27 protein-coding genes are annotated in these 20649 nt (G+C 71.5%); 20 read left to right on the forward strand and 7 right to left on the reverse strand.

Features of this window, described 5'->3' with window-relative positions; translation table 11 throughout:
* The 5 genes from ABZ281_RS06180 to ABZ281_RS06200 all read left to right on the forward strand — a co-directional run.
* On the forward strand, positions 1-736 hold a 736-nt coding region (locus ABZ281_RS06180), incomplete at its 5' end, for a hypothetical protein (protein ID WP_356652608.1).
* The gene (locus tag ABZ281_RS06185; RefSeq protein WP_356652610.1) at positions 733-1572 is read left to right on the forward strand and encodes a hypothetical protein; all 840 of its coding nucleotides are present in this window, start codon (positions 733-735) and stop codon (positions 1570-1572) included. The genes ABZ281_RS06180 and ABZ281_RS06185, both read left to right, overlap by 4 nt.
* 241 nt (positions 1573-1813) lie before the next feature.
* Positions 1814-2389: an FABP family protein gene (locus ABZ281_RS06190; RefSeq protein ID WP_356652612.1), complete on the forward strand. Its 576-nt coding sequence runs from the start codon at positions 1814-1816 to the stop codon at positions 2387-2389.
* Between the two features lie 51 nt (positions 2390-2440).
* Complete coding sequence (locus ABZ281_RS06195) at positions 2441-2878, forward strand: transcriptional repressor (RefSeq protein WP_356652614.1); 438 nt, start codon at positions 2441-2443, stop codon at positions 2876-2878.
* Positions 2879-2888: 10 nt separating this feature from the next.
* Complete coding sequence (locus ABZ281_RS06200) at positions 2889-3854, forward strand: folate-binding protein (protein ID WP_356652616.1); 966 nt, start codon at positions 2889-2891, stop codon at positions 3852-3854.
* 46 nt (positions 3855-3900) lie between these two features.
* Here ABZ281_RS06200 and dtd read toward each other — a convergent pair whose 3' ends face one another.
* The gene (dtd, locus tag ABZ281_RS06205; protein WP_356652618.1) at positions 3901-4326 is read right to left on the reverse strand and encodes a D-aminoacyl-tRNA deacylase; all 426 of its coding nucleotides are present in this window, start codon (positions 4324-4326) and stop codon (positions 3901-3903) included.
* A 211-nt stretch (positions 4327-4537) separates the two neighbouring features.
* On the opposite strand from dtd, the gene ABZ281_RS06210 reads away from it, so the two are divergent.
* The 3 genes from ABZ281_RS06210 (at position 4538) to ABZ281_RS06220 (ending at position 7686) form a co-directional block, all read left to right on the forward strand.
* The gene (locus ABZ281_RS06210) at positions 4538-5170 is read left to right on the forward strand and encodes an aerial mycelium formation protein (RefSeq protein ID WP_356652620.1); all 633 of its coding nucleotides are present in this window, start codon (positions 4538-4540) and stop codon (positions 5168-5170) included.
* 87 nt (positions 5171-5257) lie between these two features.
* Complete coding sequence (locus ABZ281_RS06215) at positions 5258-6520, forward strand: GNAT family N-acetyltransferase (RefSeq protein ID WP_356652622.1); 1263 nt, start codon at positions 5258-5260, stop codon at positions 6518-6520.
* Positions 6521-6768: 248 nt separating this feature from the next.
* On the forward strand, positions 6769-7686 hold the full coding sequence (locus ABZ281_RS06220) for a winged helix-turn-helix domain-containing protein (RefSeq protein ID WP_356652624.1): 918 nt from the start codon (positions 6769-6771) through the stop codon (positions 7684-7686).
* Between the two features lie 36 nt (positions 7687-7722).
* Here the strand turns inward: ABZ281_RS06220 and ABZ281_RS06225 are convergent, their stop codons facing one another.
* A complete protein-coding gene (locus ABZ281_RS06225; RefSeq protein WP_356652626.1) occupies positions 7723-7911 on the reverse strand; it encodes a hypothetical protein in 189 nt (62 codons plus the stop codon).
* A 147-nt stretch (positions 7912-8058) separates the two neighbouring features.
* Between ABZ281_RS06225 and ABZ281_RS06230 the strand changes: the two genes are divergently transcribed.
* The 6 genes from ABZ281_RS06230 to ABZ281_RS06255 all read left to right on the forward strand — a co-directional run bounded on the left by ABZ281_RS06230 (position 8059) and on the right by ABZ281_RS06255 (position 14487).
* Entirely contained in the window at positions 8059-8949 is an 891-nt protein-coding gene (locus tag ABZ281_RS06230) for a GntR family transcriptional regulator (RefSeq protein WP_356652628.1), read from the forward strand.
* Positions 8949-9692 (forward strand): HAD-IA family hydrolase, encoded by a 744-nt coding sequence (locus ABZ281_RS06235; protein ID WP_356652630.1) that lies wholly within the window; start codon positions 8949-8951, stop codon positions 9690-9692. Before ABZ281_RS06230 ends, ABZ281_RS06235 begins: the two co-directional genes overlap by 1 nt.
* Positions 9693-9955: 263 nt before the next feature.
* Positions 9956-11020: a phosphotransferase gene (locus ABZ281_RS06240; RefSeq protein WP_356652632.1), complete on the forward strand. Its 1065-nt coding sequence runs from the start codon at positions 9956-9958 to the stop codon at positions 11018-11020.
* A 106-nt stretch (positions 11021-11126) separates the two neighbouring features.
* Positions 11127-11750, forward strand: a complete 624-nt coding sequence (locus ABZ281_RS06245) for a TetR/AcrR family transcriptional regulator (RefSeq protein WP_356652634.1) — start codon at positions 11127-11129, stop codon at positions 11748-11750.
* A gap of 40 nt (positions 11751-11790) precedes the next feature.
* Positions 11791-13818, forward strand: coding sequence for an AAA family ATPase (locus ABZ281_RS06250; RefSeq protein WP_356652636.1), 2028 nt, complete (start codon positions 11791-11793; stop codon positions 13816-13818).
* A gap of 30 nt (positions 13819-13848) precedes the next feature.
* Positions 13849-14487 carry an RraA family protein gene (locus ABZ281_RS06255; RefSeq protein WP_356652638.1) on the forward strand — a complete coding sequence of 213 codons (639 nt, stop codon included), beginning with the start codon at positions 13849-13851 and terminating at the stop codon, positions 14485-14487.
* A 35-nt stretch (positions 14488-14522) separates the two neighbouring features.
* On the opposite strand, the gene ABZ281_RS06260 is transcribed toward ABZ281_RS06255, so the two are convergent.
* The 3 genes from ABZ281_RS06260 to ABZ281_RS06270 are packed head-to-tail and all read right to left on the reverse strand — an operon-like array spanning position 14523 to position 16846.
* Positions 14523-15701 (reverse strand): SGNH/GDSL hydrolase family protein, encoded by a 1179-nt coding sequence (locus tag ABZ281_RS06260; protein WP_356652640.1) that lies wholly within the window; start codon positions 15699-15701, stop codon positions 14523-14525.
* Positions 15702-15706: 5 nt separating this feature from the next.
* Positions 15707-16294 (reverse strand): WHG domain-containing protein, encoded by a 588-nt coding sequence (locus tag ABZ281_RS06265; RefSeq protein WP_356652642.1) that lies wholly within the window; start codon positions 16292-16294, stop codon positions 15707-15709.
* 48 nt (positions 16295-16342) lie between these two features.
* Complete coding sequence (locus ABZ281_RS06270) at positions 16343-16846, reverse strand: DUF2269 domain-containing protein (RefSeq protein WP_356652644.1); 504 nt, start codon at positions 16844-16846, stop codon at positions 16343-16345.
* A gap of 110 nt (positions 16847-16956) precedes the next feature.
* Between ABZ281_RS06270 and ABZ281_RS06275 the strand changes: the two genes are divergently transcribed.
* Complete coding sequence (locus ABZ281_RS06275; RefSeq protein ID WP_356652646.1) at positions 16957-17604, forward strand: class I SAM-dependent methyltransferase; 648 nt, start codon at positions 16957-16959, stop codon at positions 17602-17604.
* 24 nt (positions 17605-17628) lie between these two features.
* Here the strand turns inward: ABZ281_RS06275 and ABZ281_RS06280 are convergent, their stop codons facing one another.
* Both ABZ281_RS06280 and ABZ281_RS06285 read right to left on the reverse strand, forming a co-directional pair.
* Positions 17629-17898: a winged helix-turn-helix domain-containing protein gene (locus ABZ281_RS06280; protein WP_356652648.1), complete on the reverse strand. Its 270-nt coding sequence runs from the start codon at positions 17896-17898 to the stop codon at positions 17629-17631.
* 182 nt (positions 17899-18080) lie between these two features.
* On the reverse strand, positions 18081-18338 hold the full coding sequence (locus tag ABZ281_RS06285; protein WP_356652659.1) for a GntR family transcriptional regulator: 258 nt from the start codon (positions 18336-18338) through the stop codon (positions 18081-18083).
* Positions 18339-18831: 493 nt separating this feature from the next.
* Between ABZ281_RS06285 and ABZ281_RS06290 the strand changes: the two genes are divergently transcribed.
* The 5 genes from ABZ281_RS06290 to ABZ281_RS06310 all read left to right on the forward strand — a co-directional run.
* A complete protein-coding gene (locus tag ABZ281_RS06290) occupies positions 18832-19380 on the forward strand; it encodes a DUF6817 domain-containing protein (protein ID WP_356652650.1) in 549 nt (182 codons plus the stop codon).
* Positions 19377-19748 carry a VOC family protein gene (locus ABZ281_RS06295; protein WP_356652652.1) on the forward strand — a complete coding sequence of 124 codons (372 nt, stop codon included), beginning with the start codon at positions 19377-19379 and terminating at the stop codon, positions 19746-19748. The genes ABZ281_RS06290 and ABZ281_RS06295 overlap by 4 nt, the downstream gene beginning before the upstream one ends.
* Before the next feature lie 103 nt (positions 19749-19851).
* Entirely contained in the window at positions 19852-19974 is a 123-nt protein-coding gene (locus ABZ281_RS06300) for a hypothetical protein (protein ID WP_356652654.1), read from the forward strand.
* A 2-nt stretch (positions 19975-19976) separates the two neighbouring features.
* Positions 19977-20111: a hypothetical protein gene (locus tag ABZ281_RS06305; protein WP_356652656.1), complete on the forward strand. Its 135-nt coding sequence runs from the start codon at positions 19977-19979 to the stop codon at positions 20109-20111.
* Between the two features lie 208 nt (positions 20112-20319).
* On the forward strand, positions 20320-20649 hold a 330-nt coding region (locus ABZ281_RS06310), incomplete at its 3' end, for an alpha/beta hydrolase (RefSeq protein WP_356652658.1).

Below are 20649 nucleotides of genomic sequence, written 5' to 3' on the forward strand. Positions count from 1 at the left end.
GGTCGCCGCTGCCGCGGTGTCCGCCCTGCTGGCGGTCGCCGTCGTCGGGGGCGCGGGCTACACCGTCGTGGCCGTGAACGGCGCCGACCGGGACGCCGGCCCACCGGTCTGGGTGTTTCCCAAGGCCACAAGCGAGTCCCGGACGGAGAAGAAGGCCGCCGCCTCGGGGCTCGCCGGCATGCTCGTGCCGTACGGGGACGACGACTGGGGGCGGGGTCCGGACCTCGGCGAGTTCGGCCCGGACGTCGCGCTGAGCGGGCAGCGGGCCACGGCGCTGCGCAAGGAGGCTCTGAGCGGCCTGCCGCGAACTCAGCGCAAGCGGCTGGAGAAGGCGGTCGACCAGCAACGCATCACCGGCATCGCCATGCGCAGCTACCTCAGCACCACGAAGCTCTCCGACGGCTACACCGACGAGGCCTTCGCCGTGCGCGTCCAGCTCTCCCAGATGGAGAACCGGCACGCCGTCCGGGACGCCTCGCGGCTGCGCGGCGCTCTCCTCGACGCCCTGGACGTCTTCCGCGAGGGTCCGAAGATCAAGGGTCACAAGAACGCCCGCTGCTTCCTGCCGCCGAAGGACGACAAGGAGGAACTTCAGACCATGCTCTGCTCCGCGTACGTCGGGAACGTCCTGGTCACCGTCGTCGCGGACGGCGCGAAGCCACTCGACACCAAAGGGGCCGCGATGCTGTTCCGCGAGCAGCTCGACCGCATCGCCGAGCCGGGGAAGGCGATATGACCGAGCAGCGGCAGACCTCCGTGGCGTCGGCGCCCCACGTGCTGCCACAGACGCCCCCGAGCCCCGCGCGCGAGTCCCGCGGTGCCCTGCGGTCCCTCCTGCGCTGGACGGGGGCCGTGGCCGTCTTCGCGGCGGTCGGCGTGGCCACGGCGTACGGCGTCACGCGGCCGGAACGGACCGATGTCCCCGGGCTCGCGACCGAGCCGGACGGGCGCTGGGAGTACCCGGTGCTCACCAGGCCACCACTGCCCTCCGGCAGCCCGGGCCCCTTCGCCGAGACGAACCCGGCCGGCACGCACCATGCCGACCTGCGGTCCCTTCTCCTGCCCGGTCCCGCCGGCGCCGAGGACGACCGGGCGCTGCGGGGTGCGGACGGCTGGCTGGCGCGGAAGGACTTCCTGGCGGAGTACGCCGCGAAGGACGACCGCGCGGAGCTCGGGCAGCACCTCACCGACCACGGGCTGCGGCACATCGCCGCGCGAGGCTGGAGCATGCCGGACGGTACGCGTACCCGGATCTATCTGCTCCAGTTCGACACCGCGGCGGTCGTGGACGCGCTGCTCGGGCCCTACCTCGCCCCCTACAGCGCACCGAAGTTCCCCGTGCGCGGTGCCCCGACGTCCGCCGGCGACGAGACGTTCCCCAACGAGGCCCTGGTGGAGAACGTCCAGCGCGTGGTCTACGCCGAGGCCAAGCCGTACGGCGGCGAACAGGTCCGCCACGCCTACCTCGCCGCCGGTGACACCCTCGCCCTGGTCGTGCAGTCCCGGAAGGGTGGTGCGCGGGCCGTGCCCTTCCAGCAGACGGTGACGCTGCAGAGCCAGCTGCTCGGCTGACTTGCGCGGGGCGCACCTCACGCGCACCTCACGCGCACCTCACCAAGAGGCCCGGTCCCCGGCCGCGTAAGCTGGCTCCCGGCCCTGTGCACCCATTCGCACCCCCGCTCAAGGAGCACCCCGTGGAGATCTTCTTCGAAATCCTGTTGGTCCTGGTCGCCGTCGGCGTCCTGGCCTTCGCCGGACTCACCGTGAAGAAGCTGTACCAGGGCCAGCGCTGACCCACGTCTAGGAAGTTCCCATGATCGAGATCCCGTCCGACCTCCACAAGGACCTCGTCCCGCTCGCCTTCCTGCTCGGCAACTGGGCGGGCGCGGGCGTGCACGACTTCCCCGGCTCCGAGAAGTGCAACTTCGGGCAGGAGGTCACCTTCACCCACGACGGCCGGGACTTCCTGGAGTACCGGTCCCACAGCTGGGTCCTGGACAAGGACGGCAACAAGGTCCGCCCCCTGGAGTCCGAGCACGGCTACTGGCGGATCGACGCCGCCCGCAAGGTCGAGGTGACGATGGCCCGCGACGACGGCGTCATCGAGATCTGGTACGGCGAGCTGGCCGACAAGAAGCCCCAGATCGACCTCGTGACGGACGCGGTGGCCCGCACGGCCGCCTCCCAGCCCTACACCGGCGGCAAGCGGCTGTACGGCTACGTCAAGAGCGACCTGATGTGGGTCGGCGAGAAGCAGACCCCCGAGGTCGAGCTGCGCCCCTACATGTCCGCCCACCTGAAGAAGGTCGTCACCCCGGAGGAGGTCGAGCGCTGGGCCAAGGCCCTGCCCGACGACATGCCGGACGACGGCATCGCGTTCTTCAAGTGATCGCACGCCTTCCTCGACCAGTCGTACCCGAGTGGTCCTAGACTCTTGGGTGTGGTGAGCACCGACTGGAAGAGCGATCTGCGGCAGCGCGGCTACCGGCTGACCCCGCAGCGGCAACTTGTGCTCGAAGCCGTGGACACCCTTGAGCACGCGACCCCCGACGACATTCTCGTGGAAGTGAGGAAGACGGCGTCGGGGGTCAACATTTCGACGGTGTACCGGACGCTGGAGCTCCTGGAGGAGCTCGGCCTGGTCAGTCACGCGCATCTGGGGCACGGGGCACCGACGTACCACCTCGCGGACCGGCACCACCACCTCCACCTGGTCTGCCGGGACTGCCAGAACGTGATCGAGGCGGACGTCTCGGTGGCCGCCGAGTTCACCGCCAAACTGCGCCAGACGTTCAGGTTCGACACCGACATGAAGCACTTCGCGATCTTCGGCCGGTGCGAGGACTGCACGCTCAAGGCTTCAACCACCGAGTCGTAGGCTTACGGATATGAAGAGCCCCCTGCTGACCCTGCCCGGCGCCGTCCCCGCCGAGGGCGTGGACGAAGGCGTCGCCGCCCACTACGGCGATCTGTTCCGTGAGCAGCGCGCCCTCGCCGACGGCACCGGATTCGTGGACCTCTCGCACCGGGGGGTCGTCGCCGTCACCGGCGAGGACCGGCTCGCCTGGCTGCACCTGCTGCTCACCCAGCACGTCAGCGACCTCCCCGCGGGCCGGGCGACCGAGGCGCTGATCCTCTCCGCGAACGGCCACATCGAGCACGCCCTGTACCTCGTCGACGACGGCGCGACGGCCTGGGCCCACGTGGAGCCGGGCACCCAGGAGGCGCTGATCGCCTACCTGGAGTCGATGAAGTTCTTCTACCAGGTCGAGGTCGCCGACCGCACGGCCGACATCGCCGTCGTGCACCTCCCGGCCGGCTCCATCGCCGAGGTCCCCGAGGGCGTCGTCGTACGGGAGACGCCGCACGGCCGGGACCTGTTCCTGCCCCGCGCCGACCTGGAGGCCTACGCGGCGCAGGCCGGGCCGCCCGCCGGGATCCTCGCCCACGAGGCGCTGCGCGTGGAGCAGTACCGGCCCCGGCTCGGTTTCGAGACCGACCACCGCACCATCCCGCACGAGCTGGGCTGGATCGGCTCGGCGGTGCATCTGCAGAAGGGCTGCTACCGGGGGCAGGAGACGGTCGCCCGGGTACAGAACCTGGGCAAGCCGCCGCGCCGGCTGGTCTTCCTGCACCTCGACGGCAGCGAGGTCCATCTGCCCGTGGCCGGGACGGAGCTCCGGCTCGCGGACGACGGCCCTGACGGCCGCAAGGTCGGCTTCATCACGACGTCCGCCCGCCACCACGAGCTCGGCCCGGTCGCCCTCGCCCTGGTGAAGCGGAACGTGGCGGTGGACGCCCCGCTGGTGGCCGGAGACACGGCAGCGGCCCAGGAAGTCGTCGTGGAGCCGTAGACCCCGCTCGTGGATCTTCGGCCCTGAGGCTTGTAGTTCTTTCGGGTCAGATTTCGATCTGCACGGTGAACGGGCCGTCGTTCGTCAGTGATACGCGCATCGCCGCCCCGAAACGGCCCGTGGCCACCGTCGCGCCGAGGGAGCGCAGTCGGGCGACGACCTCGTCTACCAGCGGCTCGGCGACATCGCCGGGGGCGGCGGCGTTCCAGGTGGGGCGGCGGCCCTTGCGGGCGTCGCCGTAGAGGGTGAACTGGCTGATCACCAGGAGTGGGGCGTCGATGTCGCTGCACGACATCTCGTCGTGCAGCATGCGGATCGACCAGAGCTTGCGGGCCAGCTGGGCCGCCTTCTCCTTGGTGTCCTCGTGGGTGACGCCGACGAGGACGCACAGCCCCTCGCCCTCGATCGCCCCCACGGTCTCGCCGTCCACGACGACGCTCGCGCCGTCCACCCTCTGCACCACTGCTCGCATACGTCCATCATGCAGGGCGGTGACATCGGCACGGCGGGTGGTCGGCGGATGGCCCGAAAGGGTGGTTTGCGTGGGCGTCAACAGCCCCTGCACGGACGTATTTTGCTGCTATACCGCCCATCTGGAGTCTATCGGGGGCACTCGTTCCCATAGCGGCCATTCGGGGTGGCACGATGCTTGCACACACCGGTCGAGGGGACGGTTGAGGCACATGAGCACATCAAGCACCGGACAGCAGCAGGCGGCTGTCTGGTCGACGTACACGGGGAGGGGCGCGTCGGAGTACCACCGGCCGCCCACCCAGCGCACCGACAGCCCGCGGCTGCCCTCGGACACCTCCGGACCAGAGGTGCCCGCGCTGAGCCTGCCCGAGCTGCGCACGCTGCGCCGAGAGGCCCAGCGCGACGAGGCCGACCTCAGCTATCTGCGGCGGCTGCTCCAGGGGCGGATCGACATCCTGCGCGCGGAGGTGGCCCGGCGCACGCCGGCGGGTGAGGCCTCCGTCGCGGTGTCCGAGGAGACCTCGGTGGTGGAGCGGCTGGCGGAGATCCTGCTGGACGCCCCGCCCCGGCACCGCTCCTCGGCCCGCCATGTCACCCTGGGCACCCCGCAGGGCGAGGAGTACCGTCGGCTGGCCGCTGAGATGCTCGCCGAGGTGGGGCTGTCCGACCTGGGCGCGCGCACGGACCTGGAGCTGAACGCGGCGATGGGGCGGCTCGAGCGCCAGGAGCAGCAGGTCTCCCGGCGCCGTCAGCGGCTCCAGCGCACGGCCGACGAGTGCAGCGCGGAGATCGCGCGCCGCTACCGCGAGGGGGAGGCGCAGGTCGACGACCTGCTGGTGTGAGCCGTCCCGGGCCGCGGCCCGCTGCGGGGAGGGCCGGCGGTCGGATATTGACGCGACACCGACCGGCCCCCCGCCTAGCGTGAGTTCATGACCGCCATACCCCGTGCCGACGACATCGACGTACGCCCGATCGCCGAGTCCGAGTTCGCCGACTGGCTGCGTGCCGTGAACACCGGCTTCCTGCGGGCGCCCGCCCCGACCGACGACGAGGTCGAGGGCCGCCGCGAGCGGTTCGTGGCGGGCCGTTACCTCGCAGCCTTCGACCGCGGCAGGTGTGTGGCGACCTTTCGGTCCTTCGACCAGGAGCTCACGGCCGTGGGCGGCGCGAGCGTCCCGGCCGACGCGATCTCGGGGGTCACCGTCACCGCCACCCACCGCCGCCGCGGGCTGCTCAGCCGCATGATGGCGCGGGACCTGGCGGCCGCGAAGGAGCGCGGGGACGTGGCCGCGACGCTGATCGCCGCCGAGTACCCGATCTACGGCCGCTACGGCTTCGGGCCGGCGACCTGGATGGCGGAGTGGACGGTCGACGTGCCGCGCGCCGGCCTCGACGCCCGCTGGGCGGGCCCCGCGGGGGGCGGGCGGATCGACCTGGTGGAGGGCGAGGACGTCCGCAAGCTCGGCCCCGAGCTGCACGAGCGGCTGCGCCGCCGCCAGCCCGGCGCCATCGACCGCGACGACATGTGGTGGAAGCTGACCACCGGAGCCCTGGGGTGGGACACATCGTGGAGGCCGCCCTTCTACGCCGTGTACCGTTCGGCGTCCGGCGAGGTCGAGGGCATGACCGCGTACGAGGTGGACGACAACTGGGGCGACGCCAAGCAGCCGTTGAACACGGCGACCGTGCGGTGGCTCATCGGAGTGACACCGGCCGCGGAACGCGCGCTGTGGGAGTACGTCTGCTCCGTCGACTGGGTGGTGAAGGTGAAGAGCGGCTGGCGGGCCCCCGACGACCTGCTCCCGCACTTCCTGCCCGACCCGCGGGCGGCCAGGATCACCTCGCTGGCGGACTGGCTGTGGCTGCGGATCCTGGATGTCGAACGGGCGCTGGAGGCGCGGACGTACGAGGGCCGGGGTGCGCTGGTGCTGGAGGTCGCCGGTGTGGACGGGCTGACCGGCGGGCGCTACCGGCTGGACGCCTCGCCCGAGGGGGCGTCCTGCACGCCGACCACCGAGAGCGCTGAACTCGAACTCGGACTGGGCGAGTTGGGGGCGCTGTGGCTCGGGGACGAGTCGGCGGTGCGGCTGGCGGCGCTGGGGCGGGTGCGCGAAGAACGAGCGGGCGCCGCCCGGAAGGCCGACGCCCTGCTGCGTACGTCCAGGCGGCCTTGGTGCCCGGACATGTTCTGAGCCGCTCCCTCCTGCCGGTGTGCTGGGGCCCGCATCCGTAGCGAGCTGTTCTGTTGTGGTTGTCGTGCGGCCGTGTCGGCCGGGCGGGACTCCCGGCTCCCCTCCGGAAGGAAGTCCCCTGGCGGGCGGCCAACCCTCTGAAGGTCTGACCATGTGCCCGAAGTTGGTGACCAACTTCACTGTACTTATCTCCGCTTGGAAGCGGCTCATAACCACCTTTCCCTTAACTGCCCAAAGATGGCGGGAAGTTGTACTGTGCAGTCGTGGACCCGGAACACGACTCCACCCATGGGCGGAAGAGGTCGCAACGGCCACAGAGAACACATCACGAGGTGGCCGACGAGCTGCGCGCCCGGATCAGGTCGGGGGCGCTGCGGCCGGGTGCGCGCATGCCCACCCAGGCCCAGCTGGCCCACGAGTTCGGTATCGAGCGCGGGGCGGTGCGACAGGCGCTGCGCATCCTGCAGTCCGAGCGGTTGCTCACCAACGTGTCCAAGGGCAGTCCGGCGACCGTCGCCCCCGACCCCGTCGGGGCGCTGACCGGCCAGGAGGCGCCGCCGCTGCCCACGACGGTGGCCCTCGCTCCCCGGATAGCGGCGGCGTTCGGCGCGGAGCACGTCGAGATCGACGCCGTGTGCCTGACGTCCATCTCGCTCACGCTCGCCATCGGTGAGCCGCTGCGCCAGATCCACGCCGGACGGCTGAAACCGGCCAAGGTCGACGTCCGGGTGCTGCTGCCGAGCCGGGACATCGACCTGGCCTTCCCGGTGCCGGTCGAGGGGGGCGGCGACGACTGGGTGCACGAGCGGTGGCTGGCGATGCGCAATGCCCAGGGGCAGGTCCTCCAGCACAACCTGCTGGCCCTGCGCGCCACCCACGGCATCGACGTGCGCGTCACGTTCCGGGCGCTGCCCTTCACCCCGCCGGTGAAGCTGTACCTGCTCAACGGCACGGAGGCGCTGTTCGCGTACTACACGCTGACGCGCCGGGAGGCCGAGGCGGAGCACGAACAGCCGGCGCTGTACGACGCCCGGGGCACCCAGTCCGTGCTGTTCTCCTTCGAGCAGGGTGCCGGGCTGCGCGACACGACGTTCGTGGAGCAGTCGCACCTGTGGTTCAACGCGCTGTGGGAGACGATCAGTTCGGAACTGGTGCTCACGGACTGACGTCTCCCACGGGTCCTTCCGGGGCGGTGTGCCGACTCATCGGGCGGGCCCCGCCATCAGCAGCGCGAGCACCACGGCCCCTGCGGAGCTGACGGCCGGGCTCTTGGCCTTGACACCCACGGTGAGAAGGATCAGGCCGACGAGGCCGACCGGACCGTACTTCCACTGGACGAGCTGTTCGAAGGCGACGACGAAGGCGGCGGAGAGGAGAGCGAGGGCGGGCATCGGTGTTCCCCCTTCGGAAGTACGGAAGCAAAACTTCCGCCAACTCCGAGAAGTTGGCAACCAACTCTGATTAAGTTGTCCCCACTTGGCCCCTACTCATAAACAACTTTCAAACAACTCCCGCCAGATGGATCAGAGTTGTAGCGTTTGGTCGTGACCCAGGAGAGCGTGGCGGAGAACGTGGCAGTGAACGGCAGCAGAAGGCCCTCGCCCCAGGAGATCGCCGACATCCTGCGGGAACGTATCCGCGCCGGTGAGCTCAAGCCGGGGGACCGCCTGCCCACCCAGGCCGAACTCGCGGAGGAGTTCGGCGTGGAGCGCGGCGCCGTCCGCCAGGCCCTGCGCGTCCTCCAGGAGGGCGCCCTCCTCACCAACGTCAGCAAGGGCAGCCCACCGCGGATCGCGGTCCCGGAGCCGGTCCGGGGCGAGCCCCAGCCGACCATGGTGGGCCTGGCCCCACGACTCACCGAGGCCTTCTCGGCCCGGCATGTCCGCGCCGATGTCCTCTGTCACACCGCGGAGACGCTGATGGTCGCCATCGGTGAGCCGCTGCGCCTGATCCACGAGGGCCGCATCCGCCCCGAGTCGATCGACGTCCGCATCCTGGTCCCCTCCCGGGACATCGAGCTGGCCTTCCCGGTCCCGGTCGAGGCCCACGGCGACGACAACCCGGTCCACCAGCGCTGGCTGACCATGCGCAACGCCCAGGGGCAGGTCCTCCAGCACAACCTCAAGGCGCTGCGCTCGACGCACGGCATCGACGTGCGCGTCACGTTCCGCGCGCTGCCGTTCACCCCGCCGGTGAAGCTGTACCTCCTCAACGAGGAGGAGGCCCTGATCGGCTACTACATGCTGACCAGGCGTGCGGAGGAGTGGGGCAGCCAGACCCTCGACATGTACGACGTCCTCGGCTCCCAGTCCCTCCTCTTCTCCTTCGCGAAGCGGACGGGCCGCCGGGACGCGGCGTTCGTGAAGGAATCCCAGAAGTGGTTCAACGCCCTCTGGGAAACCATCACGACGGACCTGACACTCTCCTAGTGACTTCTGATACGAAGCAGACTGGTGCGGTGCACATCGCGACCGAGAACGATCCGAACCGACTCCGTCATCTGATCAGACGTGCCCGTGTCGTGCTGTGGGACTTCGACGGGCCCATCTGCCGCCTGTTCGCCGGGCACTCGGCGGAGCGGGTATCGGGCGACCTGGTGTCCTGGCTGGAGGGCCGCGGTCTGCACGGCCTGCTCACGGAGACCGAGCGCGAGTCCCTCGACCCGCAGGTGGTCCTGCGTGCCGTGGACCGCCGGCACCCCGGCAGCGACCTCGTCGCCGAGCTGGAGGAACGCCTCGCCCAGGAGGAACTGCGGGCCGCGTCCTCGGCGATGCCGACCCCGTACGCCGATCCGCTGATCCGCACCTGGACGGCGGTGGGGTCCCGCCTGGCGATCACCACGAACAACTCGCCACGGGTGGTGCGCACGTACCTCGCGGGACGCGGCCTCGCCGACTGCTTCGCCCCCCACGTCTACGGCCGCACCCAGGAACTCCACCACCTGAAGCCGGACCCGCACTGCCTGAACCGGGCGCTGCAGGCGATGGGCACGGCGCCGGGCGAGGCGTTGATGATCGGTGACGCCCCCACGGACCACGAGGCGGCCGAGCGGGCCGGAGTGCCCTTCCTGGGCTACGCGCGTAACGACAGGAAAGCGAAGCTCCTGCTGGAGGCCGGGGCGGAGTCGGTCGTGGGGTCCCTGGAGACGCTGCTGCGACTGCTGCGCGGGTGAGCGAAGTCCGAGCGGCCCGAAGGCGCCCTGCGTCGAACGGCAGCGCTCGGGTGGGGCCGGGCCGGCGCACCGGAATCGACGTCCGGGTGTGCGTCGGTCACCCCTGGGAGGGGACCCGTTCCCGGATGGCCGGGTTTTCCTCCGGCAACCGAGTTCGGTGGAGTAACCTGCGTCTCCCCTTACACCATCGGTACCACCGGAACAGGCTGAACCAGCGAATGACACCCCCCTTGGTCTCCGGTGCTCGAGAGCGAGCAGAGGAGATGAGCGGCGACCCGAATCTGGTCAAGGGGCCGCTCAAGGGGTATCACCACGAGACGTACGTCCTCGCACTGCCGGGCCGGGCGGGAGCCGTCAAGGTCCGTGAGCCGCGGGCCGAGATCCTGTGGTTCGACCGGAGGTGCTTCGGGTCGGAGGAGGAGCTGCTCAAGGCCCTCCAGGCACACCTCAGCCGCATCCCGCACATCGTCGACGTCGGCGGCATGGCGCTGCAGGGCTTCATCGAGGGACGCACGCTCGGTGAGCAGCGCCGGCCGGGGCGGCGCGTTACGGACGCCACGTTCGGTCAGATCGTCGACGTCTTCCGCGAGATGGTGCGGGTCACACCGGACATGCTCAGCGTGGAGCGGCGCTGCGAGGACCGGGACCGTGCCGAGGACGGTGACAGCGACGGCTTCCTGGAGCGCCTGATCGTCTTCGTCGAGGAGCAGGTCTACGAGAAGAACCACAGGACCTTCGCCGGGCTCTTCCACGCGCTCGGCATCTCGGAGGAATCGTTCACCCTGCTCAGGAAGCACGTGCTGGGGCTTCAGGAGCGCCGCTTCTGCCTTCTGCACGCGGACCTGCACCGGGAGAACTTCGTCCTCGACCCCCGGCAGCGGCTCTGGGTCATCGACTGGGAGCTGGCGATGCTGGGGGACCCGCTCTACGACCTGGCCACCCATCTGTACCTGATGCGCTATCCGGCGGATCAGCAGGGCCGCATGGTGCGCGAATGGTGCCGGGTCGTCGAGGGGATCCGGCCCGGCGGCTCGTCCGGCTGGGAACGGGATCTGCCGATGATCCTCGACTTCAAGAGGGCGCAGTCGGTCTTCACCGACGTCATCCGGGTGGCGCTGTCCCTGCGTGAGGAGTGGGGCTTCAACTGGATGGCCGTTCCCGTCGCCGCGGGCCGGCTGCAGAAGATCCTGGCCGCCGCCGCAGGGCCGCTCGGCCTGGCGCAGGTGCCGAGCCGAGCCCAGATCATGGCGGCACTCGTGCGCTGGCACGGGGAACGCGAGGCGTCGGGCGAGGAACGGTCCATGCCCACCGCGTCGGACGTCTACTGACCGGGGGCCGCAGCGGTCTGTGCGCGCCGGGCGGCCGCCCTGGCCTGCAGCCCCGCTCCTCGCCCCGTACCGCGCCCCGGCCCCGCCTCTGCGTAGGCTCCCCCTCATGAGCGACCCCGGCCTGCGTGAGCGCAAGAAGCAGCGGATGTACGAGACCGTGTCGGACATCGCCGTGCGGCTCTTCCTGGAGAAGGGTTTCGACGCGGTGTCGGTCGCGGAGGTGGCGGCGGCGGCCGAGATCTCGAAGCCGACGTTGTTCCGGTACTTCCCGGCCAAGGAGGATCTGGTGCTGTACCGGATCGCCGATCACGAGGGGGAGGCCGCCCGGGTGGTGGCGGGGGCCGAGGGGGCGGCCGCGGAGGCGCTGCGGAGGCATTTCGTGGCGGGGCTGGAGCGGGGGGATCCCGTGACCGGGCTCAGCGACCATCCCGACGTGCTCGCCTTTCACGCCCTGCTCTACGGGACGCCTTCCCTGGTCGCCCGCGCGCACACGCACCAGGAGCGGTCGGAGGCCGCGCTCGCCGAGGTGCTCGGGGGCGATCTGGACGCGCGGCTGGCGGCCGGGCAGATCATGGCCGTGCTGCGGGTGCTCGCGCTGGAGAACTGGCGGCGGATCGCGGCGGGGGAGCGGGTGGCGGACGTGCGGCCGGACGCGATCGCGGCGGCGCAGCGGGCGTTCGGGTGGCTCGCGGCCGGACTTCCGCCGCACCTTCGGGGTGAGACTCGGTAAATTATTTAACTCGGTTACATTTTCGCGTACGCTCGGTGGAATGACCTCGACCGAGCCTGCCCTCCAGTACGTCCTCGACCGGGAACGCGCCCACCACGAGCGCTGCCGGACCGCCCTCGACGCGATGGTCGAGGGCGCCGGTGAACAGGTCGTCATCGGGGAGGACGTGTCCGCGTCCGGGGCCGATGCCGAAGTCCTCGGGTACCAGCTGCGCAGCCGGGCGAAGGCGCTGCGGGAGCTGCCCGAGGGGCCGTTGTTCTTCGGGGCGCTGGAGGGCGGGGACGGCACGTTGCACATCGGGCGGCTGCGGATCTGCGAGCACCCGGCCGAACCGCCCCTGGTCGTCGACTGGCGTGCGCCCGTCTCGCGCGCCTTCTACCAGGCCTCGGCCCGGGACCCGCAGGGCGTGGCGGTGCGCAGGCGGTTCGGGTGGACGCCCGGCAGCCGGGGCGACTCCGGGGATCTCACCGGCCTGGAGGACGAGCACCTGGAGCAGGGGGAGCAGGGGGAGACGCGCGAGAGCGAGATCGTCGCCCGGGAGCTCGAGCGGCCCCGGGTCGGGCCCATGCGGGACATCGCCGCAACGATCCAGCCCGAGCAGGACGACCTCGTCCGGGGGGATCTGGCGCTGTCGGTGTGCGTGCAGGGCGCGCCGGGCACCGGCAAGACCGCCGTCGGGCTGCACCGGGCCGCCTATCTGCTCTACACGCACCCGCAGCGCATCCGGCGTGGCGGCCTGCTGATCCTCGGGCCCAACCGCACCTTCCTGTCGTACATCGCCGAGGTGCTGCCGGCCCTCGGCGAGAGCGGGGTGCGGCAGTCGACCCTGGGGGAGGAGATCGCGCGCTGCGAGGTCCGGGGCGTCGACGACGAGCGGACCGCCGTCGTGAAGCACGACGCCCGGATGGCCGAGGTGCTGCGGCGGGCGCTGTACGCGAGGGTGCGCGCCGAGGGGAGCGGTGCGGAGATCGCCCTGCCGGACGGGGCCTACCGGTGGCGGGTGCCGGCGGGGGAGCTCGCGCGGATCGTGGCCGAGGTGCGGGAGGAGGAACCGCCGTACGGGGTGGGGCGGGAGCGGGTGCGGGCGCGGATCGTGCGGTGCCTGCGCGAACAGGTCGAGCGGCGGGCCGGGCCGCCGCCGAACGCCTGGGTGCGGCGGGTCGAGCGGGCGCGGCCGGTGTCGGCGTACGTCGATGCCGTGTGGCCGTGGGTGCGGCCCGAGGAGGTCGTGGCCGAACTGCTGGGCGACCAGGCGGCTTTGGCGACGGCCGCCGAGGGATTGCTCGACGCCGGTGAGCAGCGGGCGCTGCGGTGGGAACGGCCGCCGCGGTCGTGGAAGTCGGCGCGCTGGTCGGCCGCCGATCTGGTGCTGCTCGACGAGGTGGCGGGGCTCATCGGGCATCCGGAGGGGTACGGGCATGTCGTCGTCGACGAGGCGCAGGACCTGTCCCCGATGGAGTGCCGGGCCATCGCCCGCCGGGCCCGCTTCGGCTCGCTGACGGTGCTGGGCGATCTGGCGCAGGGGACGACGCCGTGGGCGGCGCGGTCCTGGCGTACGGTCCTCGCGCACCTGGGGAAACCGGACGCGGCCGAGGTCGCCCTGACCACCGGGTTCCGGGTGCCGCAGGCCGTCGTCGGGCTCGCCAACCGACTGCTGGAGCGGCTGGACGTGGACGTGCCGGCGGCCCGTTCGCTGCGCGGGGACGGGGAGTTGCGGATGCGGGAGACGACCGTCGACGGCGTGCCCGGGGCGGTCGTGGCGGCCGTCCGGGACGCGCTGGGGCGGGAGGGCTCGGTCGGGGTCGTCGCGGCGGACGCGGACGTTCCCCGGGTGCGGGCGGCACTGGACGCGGCCGGCATCGGGGCGGCGGGCCCGGACGAACTCGGCGCGCGGGTCGCCCTGGTGCCGGCGAGCGTGGTCAAGGGCCTGGAGTACGACCATCTCGTGGCCGTCGAGCCGGCGGCGATCGCCGAGGCGGAGGAACGGGGGCTGCACCGGCTGTACGTGGTGCTGACCCGGGCGGTGTCGCGGCTGGAGGTGGTGCGGGGGAGGGAACTGCCGTTCTAGGGGACTTCTCGGCGGCTAGGGTCACCTGTCATGGCTGACGTCGACGTGTTCACGGACATACCCACGACCACGCCGGCCGATCTGCTGGGCCGTGAGCGGGTCATGGACATCGGGATCCGGCCGCTGTGGGAGCCGGTGCCCCGGGTGACCGGACCGGCCTTCACCGTACGGTGCCCGCCCGGCGACAACCTGATGCTGCACGCCGCGATCCACCGGGCCGGCCCCGGCTCGGTCGTCGTCGTGCAGTCGGGCGACCTGGACTACGCCCTGGCCGGCGGCAACGTCTGCGCCGTCGCCCGGCGCCGGGGCATCACCGCGTTCGTCGCCGACGGGCTGATCCGCGACCTCGCCGAGGTCCGGGACATGCGCTTCCCGGTGTTCGCACGCGGCGTCATCCCCGTCCCGGGCGCCAAGTCGGCCGCCCGGCCGCTGAACGAGCGGGTGCGCTGCGGCGGGGTCGCGGTCGACGCGGGCGACACGGTCGTCGCCGACGAGGAGGGCGTCGTGGTCGTGCCCGGGGCCCGCCGCGAGGAGGTACTGGCGGCGGCCCGGGCCAGGCTGGCGAAGGAGGCCGCGCAGTCCCTGGACGACTGGGAGCCGGCCCACCGCACCCGCATCGCCGGGATCCTCGCGGACCAGGGCTTCGAGGACCAGGGTTTCGAGGACTGACCGGCCGGTCCGGGCCGGCCGGTCCCGGTCGGTCGCTACGCCACGGCGAAGGGCCCTCTGTTCGCGAAGGCCAGTTCGTGGAAGCGGTCGCCGATGTGGCGGTGGGTGGTCGCGTCCGGGTGGATGTGGTCGGGCAGGGGGTGGGCGGCGGCGTCCTTCGCGCCGTACAGGTCGAGGCCGTCGAGGTAGTGGAGGTTCGGGTCGTCGGCGGCGCGCTGTTCGACGATGCGGGCCAGTTCCTCGCGGATGACGGTGAGCGTGAGCTTGCCGGTGGGCGTCTGTGCCGGGTCGCCCATGGCGGCGAAGACCATGCGGCCCTTGCCCATCTCTTCCCTGTCGGGGGCGGTGGGACCGGGCGTGTCCTCGTGGATGGCGCAGTGGATGGGGGAGACCAGCAGCAGCGGGGTGTCCGGGTGCCCGTCGCGGATCGTGTCGAGGAAGCCGTGCACGGCGGGGCCGAAGGTGCGCAGGTGCATCGCGTCCTGGTTGACGAGATTGATGCCCGTCTTGACGCTGATCAGGTCGGCCGGGGTGTCCCGCATGGCGCGCGCGGTGAACGGGTCGAGCATCGCGCTGCCGCCGAAGCCGAGGTTGACCAGCTCCACACCGCCCCGCAGTGCGGCGATCGCGGGCCAGATGGCCGTGGGGCTCGCGGCGTCCGAGCCGTGGCTGATCGAACTGCCGTGGTGCAGCCACACCCTGCGGCCCCGGTCCGGGGCGGGCGTGACGGGGGCGTCCGTGCGCAGGGCGACCAGCTCGGTGGTCTCGTTGTGCGGCAGCCAGATCTCGACGTCCTTGTCCCGCGCGGGAAGGCCCGTGAAACGGACCGTGCCGACCGGGCCGGGCGTGACCTCGCCCTCCCAGGTGGCGAGGTCGACGGTGAGGACGTTGCCGTCGGTCCCGGCGGCCTGGCCGGCCGGGCGGCCGTCGACGAGCAGGTCGTACAGCCCGTCCGGGCGCGGCGGGAAGCCGGCGTAGTCGCGCTTGGTGCGCAGCGTGTCCAGCTCGATGGCGGTCGCGGCGGTGCGCAGCGCCAGGCGTACGCCTGAGGGCTGGGCCTCGGCCATCGCCAGCTGCGGGCTGGTGTTCTGCGCGCGGGCCCGGGCGGGCAGCCGGTGGGGGAGCAGGCCGTGCTCGGTGCGTTCCAGGTCGAGGGCGCCGCGCAGCAGGTCCGCCGTGACGGGCGTGGTGATCCAGTCGTGCTCGGTGTGCATGGGTGTCAGCCTTGGGGGTCGGTAGGGGCCGCGGGCCAGTTCCGCAGCAGCGTGTCGAGGGCGTCGAGGATCCGGGCCCAGGTCTCCTCGGTGTCCGGGGCGCTGTGGCTGAAACCGCCGCCGAGTTCCAGGCTGACGTAGCCGTGGAAGACGCTGCCGAGCAGCCGGACCGCGTGGGTCTGGTCCGGTTCCGTCAGGGCGTAGCCGCGCAGCAGCGCCCGGGTCATCTGCGCGTGCCGGACGCCGGCGCTCGCGGCCGCCGTCTGCGGGTCCAGCCGCAGCTGGGCCGCGGCGTAACGGCCCGGGTGTTCCCGGGCGTAGTCGCGGTACACGTTCGCAAGGGCGGCCAGGGCGTCCTTGCCGGCCCGTCCGGCCAGGGCCTCGGCGGCCCGGTCGGCGAGTTCCGCGAGGGCGAGCAGGGCGATCCTCGTCTTCAGGTCGTGGGAGTTCAGCACGTGCGAGTACAGGCTCGCGACCTTGACATCGAAGCGCCGGGCGAGTGCCGAGACGGTGACCTGCTCGAAGCCGACCTCGTCGGCGAGCTCGGCGCCGGCCTCGGTCAGACGCTCGGGCGTCAGTCCTACGCGTGCCATGAGGGCTCTCCCTTCTGCCTGAAGAGAGTGTGCCTGTGCCTAAAGGTTTTAGGCAAATGCCTGTGACCTTTTGCGGCCGCGGTGCGTCTTCCCCCAGGGCTTGAGGACGGAGATCACCGTCATGAACACGTAGGCGGACAGCGACACGACCGGCCCGAACAGCACGTCACCGGCGTCCGGTAGCGGTCCGCCCGCGACGACGGCCGTGACCGCGGAGTTCACTCCGGGGCGCAGCGCGAACACCGTGGCGGTGGTCGTGGCGAGGGTCAGCCAGAACTTCGAGTACACCCACCGGTACCTGGCCAGGCCCCACTTCGTGCCCAGCGACAGCAGCAGACCGCTGAGGAGCGTGAGGAACGCGACGGGGAGCAGGAGCCAGTCGGCGAACAGCTTCATGGCCCGGACGGAGGCCTCCACGCTCCCGGAGGACCCGCTGGTGGCCGCGGTGATCCCGAGCGCGAGCAGCCCGAGCGTCAGCCCGAGCCAGCAGGCGGAGACGGTGACGTGCACGACGAGCGCGGCCCGGCGGGAGGGGCGGCTGAGTTTCTGCATAGGGCACACGGTGCCGGGGAGGCGAGGGGAGGGCGTCTTACGGCGGGAGTAACCCGGCGTACTGGCGTCGGAGTACGAGGCGTGTCAGTGCCGTCACCTACCTTCGCGGCATGACCGAGCCCTCCCATCTCGCCGCTGTCCGCGAGTCCTACGACACCGTCGCCGCCGACTACGCCCGACGCGTGCCGGAGCCGGCCGAGTTGGACCCGGTCTCCCGCACCATGCTGGCCGCCTTCGCCGAACTCACGGCGTCTCTCGGTCCGGTCGCCGACCTTGGCTGCGGTCCGGGCAAGGTGACGGCGCACCTGGCCGCTCTGGGCGTGCCGGCGTTCGGCGTCGACGTGTCACCGAGGATGATCGAGCTGGCCCGGGCGGCGTACCCGGAACTCCGCTTCACCGTGGGCTCGATGACCGCGCTGGACATCGCCGACGGCGAACTCGGCGGCATCCTCGCGTACTACTCCACCCACCACACCCAGCCGCAGTGGCTGCCGACCGTCTTCGCCGAGTTCCACCGCACCCTCGCGCCCGGCGGCCGGCTGATGCTGGCCGGCCATGTGGGCAACGGCGAGCACCTGCGCCCCACGCGCGCGTACGGCGACCATCCGGTGTCCTACGAGTCCCACCTGCTGCCGCCGGAGCGGATCGCGGAGCTGCTGCACGAGGCGGGGCTGGTGGTCACGACGCGGGTGGTGCAGGAACCGGAGGGCGGGGTGAAGAGGCAGGCGGGGACGTTCCTGGCGTACAAGCCGCAGTAGGGCAACGGGCCCGGCGCGCCCTCTTCAGGCCTTCGGTTCGCTCTCCTCGGACGCGTCGCCGATCGGCTCCGGCAGCCCGATGACGTACGTGCCCTTCGCGGGCAGGGTGGCGACGAGTCCTCGTTTGCGGAGTTCGACGACGGCGCGACGCACGGTGCCGATGCTCACGCCGTACAGATCGGTCATGGCGCGCTCGCCCGGCAGTGCGGCGCCCTGCGGCAGCTTGCCGGATGCGATGTCCGCGGCGATGGCATCGGCGAGTTTCACGTACTCGTAGCGCGGGAACTCCGTCATCTCTCCACCGTGCCGCAGCCCGCGTCTACCGGCACCGGGTTTCGATCTCTTTAGCCATGTGGTCTCGCTGTTCGAGCCGCCCAGGTGCGACTGGCGCCTGGCAGGGGCGCCGCTTCGGTAAGCGGCTGTGGAGTTGCGCCACGGCCTGGGCGACAGCGAGTAGTCATTGCCCAGGAGCACTCTCAACTCTTCGGTTCGTCTTCTTCCGGTGCGCCGACGACCGGTCGTTCGACGACGAAGGAACCCTTGCCTCGCACGGTGACGATCAGGCCGCGCTCGCGGAGTTCCTGCGCGGCCCGTCGCGCGGTCAGTCGTGCTACGCCGTACTCGTCGGCGAGGTGGTTCTCGGAAGGGATCGGCCTGTCCGGCGCCAGCTCACCGGATGCGATCTTCCCGGCGATGACGTCGGCCAACTGCGCGTAGAGCGGTCTCGCACTCATCGGGTCCAGAGTGGGCTTCGACGCTTCGGTATCGCTCATACGTTCAACGTAGAGCGCTGGCGACCTGCTCAATGGATCCCTCTGTACTTGTATGTAGAGGGCTGTGTCCAGGTGTAGCGTCGAAGACGGAAAGACCCCGGCGAGGTGGACTAGACCTCCCGGGGCACGGCCAACGCCGTCCTTGACCGAGGCGCCGGGCGAGGCCGTGTCGATCCGGGCGGTGAGCGCGTAGGGGTCGGCGTCCGGTCCCAGCGTCACGGCGTCCGGGTAGTAGAGCGGCGTCCGCACCGGGGCGGCCCAGGCGTCGGCCTCGAACGCGCCCGTCACCCCGTGCGCCCGGCATATCGCCGCACACCACTCGGCGTTGTTCCGGGCCGCGGCCCGGACCAGGGCGCCGCGAAGTCGTCATGACGTGGATCAAACCGATGGCCGGAGCGGTCCGTCCACCGATTTGATGGTGCCGCCCCGACCTCTGCCGGAAGGACCCCACCCCGTGCCTGCTTCCCTTGCCGACTCCGGGCCGGCCGTCGCGCTCCTGACCGGGCTCGGCGCGGCGGACATCACCCACCCGGGCGGCACCCTCCTCGCCCACCTCACGCGGGTGCAGAGGCAACTCGCCGAGTGGGGCGCCCGCCCGGCTCTCCAACTGGCGGGTCTGTGCCACGCGTTCTACGGCACCGACGGCTTCCCGGGCACCCTGCTGCCCCTGGACCGCCGTGACGAACTCGCGGCGGCGGTCGGTACCGAGGCCGAGGCTCTGGTGTATCTGTACGCCTCGTGCGATCGCGGGGCCACCTATCCGACGCTCGCGGATGCCGATGGACCCTTCCACGACCGGTTCACCGGCCTGAGCCAGACCCCGCAGCCGCAGGCGCGGCGGGACTTCGCCGAGTTGTCCGCCGCCAACGAGATCGACCTCGCTCGCCTCGACTCCGCCTTCCGTGACAGGTGGGGCCCCGAACTCCTCAGCCTCTTCACCCGCGTCCGTCCCCTGCTGAGCCAATCCGCCTGGTCGGACTGTCAGGAGGTGCTGGCCGGATGAAGTTGAGCGCGATCACCCTGGACTGTGCCGATCCGCTCGCCCTGGCGGCGTTCTACCAGCGGGCCACCGGACTGGAGCCGCACCCGAAGTCGGACGCCGACTTCGCCGCGCTGGAGGGTGGCAACGGCCTCTCCCTCGCCTTCCAGCGGATCGACGGCCACCGGCCTCCCAGCTGGCCCGACCCTGCCGTTCCCCAGCAGCTGCACTGCTGTTTCCGGGTCGCGGATCTGGACGAGACGGAGAGGCGACTGCTGAGGCTGGGCGCCGGCAAACCGGAGCATCAGCCGAACGCGGGCAGATGGCGGGTGCTCACGGATCCGGCGGGGCACCCCTTCTGCATCGTCGGAGGTCTCGCCGAGCCTGAATGAGGCGGTCGGCCCGTCTTGGGAAGGAGCCCCCGGCCAATGGGCGGCGGCCCGGTCAGGACGGCCCACATGACTTCGTCAAACACACGAACCCCCCCCGGCCTCGGTGGCCACCTCACCCACCCCGTCCGCCACGGAGATCACCACGCCCCGGCTCCGGCTGCGCAAGGCGCACGCCGCCGCCGCGTTGCGCGCCGCCTCCTCCGCCCCCCCGACCAGCCGGTCCTGATCGTGACCCGGACGACGAACACCCGCTCCCTCGACCTGGCCGCCCGCTTCGGCTTCCGACCCGTGAGCACCTTCGAGGCCCACGAAGCCGAACAGACCCTCGCAATGACCGGGCTGCACTCGTTCCTGGCCGGGTGACGTGGCGAATGAGACCGAACGAGCAGCGTGGTCGTCACCGACGAGGCGCGCGGCCTGTCACAGCTGCTCCCTCAGCAGCCCTGCCGCCGAGCACCGAAACCCGGCCTGCAAGCTTGCCGGAACGGCAACGCTGATCGCGTCGAGCGACCGCCACGCCGCATGATCGACGGGTACCCCCGGCCGCCCGCGAACCGAGGAGAAGCCGCCCATGCGATCCGAGCCGACCGCCGCACTCCGCCACCGCATCGTCGAGGGCCCCGCCGGGCGCCTGCACCTGGTCGAGCAGGGCCGCGGCCCACTGGTCCTTCTCGTGCACGGCTTCCCCGAGTCCTGGTACTCCTGGCGCCGGCAGCTCCCGGCCCTCGCCGCGGCCGGGTACCGGGCGGTGGCGATGGACGTACGTGGCTACGGCCGCTCCTCCAAGCCCGCGGCGACCGACGCCTACCGCATGCTCGACCTGGTGGAGGACAACGTCGCCGTCGTGCGCGCTCTCGGCGAGGACGGCGCGGTGGTCGTCGGCCACGACTGGGGCTCCAAC

Origin of the sequence: Streptomyces sp. NPDC006265 (assembly GCF_040613555.1) — a bacterium.
Lineage (GTDB): Bacteria > Actinomycetota > Actinomycetes > Streptomycetales > Streptomycetaceae > Streptomyces.

Coding starts and splice junctions, on each gene's coding strand:
- ABZ281_RS06185 (WP_356652610.1), top strand. CDS start 733: ATGACCGAGCAGCGGCAGACCTCCGTGGCGTCGGCGCCCCACGTGCTG.
- ABZ281_RS06215 (WP_356652622.1), top strand. CDS start 5,258: ATGACCGCCATACCCCGTGCCGACGACATCGACGTACGCCCGATCGCC.
- ABZ281_RS06275 (WP_356652646.1), top strand. CDS start 16,957: ATGACCGAGCCCTCCCATCTCGCCGCTGTCCGCGAGTCCTACGACACC.
- dtd (WP_356652618.1), bottom strand. CDS start 4,326: ATGCGAGCAGTGGTGCAGAGGGTGGACGGCGCGAGCGTCGTCGTGGAC.
- ABZ281_RS06295 (WP_356652652.1), top strand. CDS start 19,377: ATGAAGTTGAGCGCGATCACCCTGGACTGTGCCGATCCGCTCGCCCTG.
- ABZ281_RS06280 (WP_356652648.1), bottom strand. CDS start 17,898: ATGACGGAGTTCCCGCGCTACGAGTACGTGAAACTCGCCGATGCCATC.
- ABZ281_RS06245 (WP_356652634.1), top strand. CDS start 11,127: ATGAGCGACCCCGGCCTGCGTGAGCGCAAGAAGCAGCGGATGTACGAG.
- ABZ281_RS06190 (WP_356652612.1), top strand. CDS start 1,814: ATGATCGAGATCCCGTCCGACCTCCACAAGGACCTCGTCCCGCTCGCC.
- ABZ281_RS06250 (WP_356652636.1), top strand. CDS start 11,791: ATGACCTCGACCGAGCCTGCCCTCCAGTACGTCCTCGACCGGGAACGC.
- ABZ281_RS06270 (WP_356652644.1), bottom strand. CDS start 16,846: ATGCAGAAACTCAGCCGCCCCTCCCGCCGGGCCGCGCTCGTCGTGCAC.
- ABZ281_RS06285 (WP_356652659.1), bottom strand. CDS start 18,338: ATGAGTGCGAGACCGCTCTACGCGCAGTTGGCCGACGTCATCGCCGGG.
- ABZ281_RS06225 (WP_356652626.1), bottom strand. CDS start 7,911: ATGCCCGCCCTCGCTCTCCTCTCCGCCGCCTTCGTCGTCGCCTTCGAA.
- ABZ281_RS06260 (WP_356652640.1), bottom strand. CDS start 15,701: ATGCACACCGAGCACGACTGGATCACCACGCCCGTCACGGCGGACCTG.
- ABZ281_RS06240 (WP_356652632.1), top strand. CDS start 9,956: ATGAGCGGCGACCCGAATCTGGTCAAGGGGCCGCTCAAGGGGTATCAC.
- ABZ281_RS06200 (WP_356652616.1), top strand. CDS start 2,889: ATGAAGAGCCCCCTGCTGACCCTGCCCGGCGCCGTCCCCGCCGAGGGC.
- ABZ281_RS06255 (WP_356652638.1), top strand. CDS start 13,849: ATGGCTGACGTCGACGTGTTCACGGACATACCCACGACCACGCCGGCC.
- ABZ281_RS06265 (WP_356652642.1), bottom strand. CDS start 16,294: ATGGCACGCGTAGGACTGACGCCCGAGCGTCTGACCGAGGCCGGCGCC.
- ABZ281_RS06210 (WP_356652620.1), top strand. CDS start 4,538: ATGAGCACATCAAGCACCGGACAGCAGCAGGCGGCTGTCTGGTCGACG.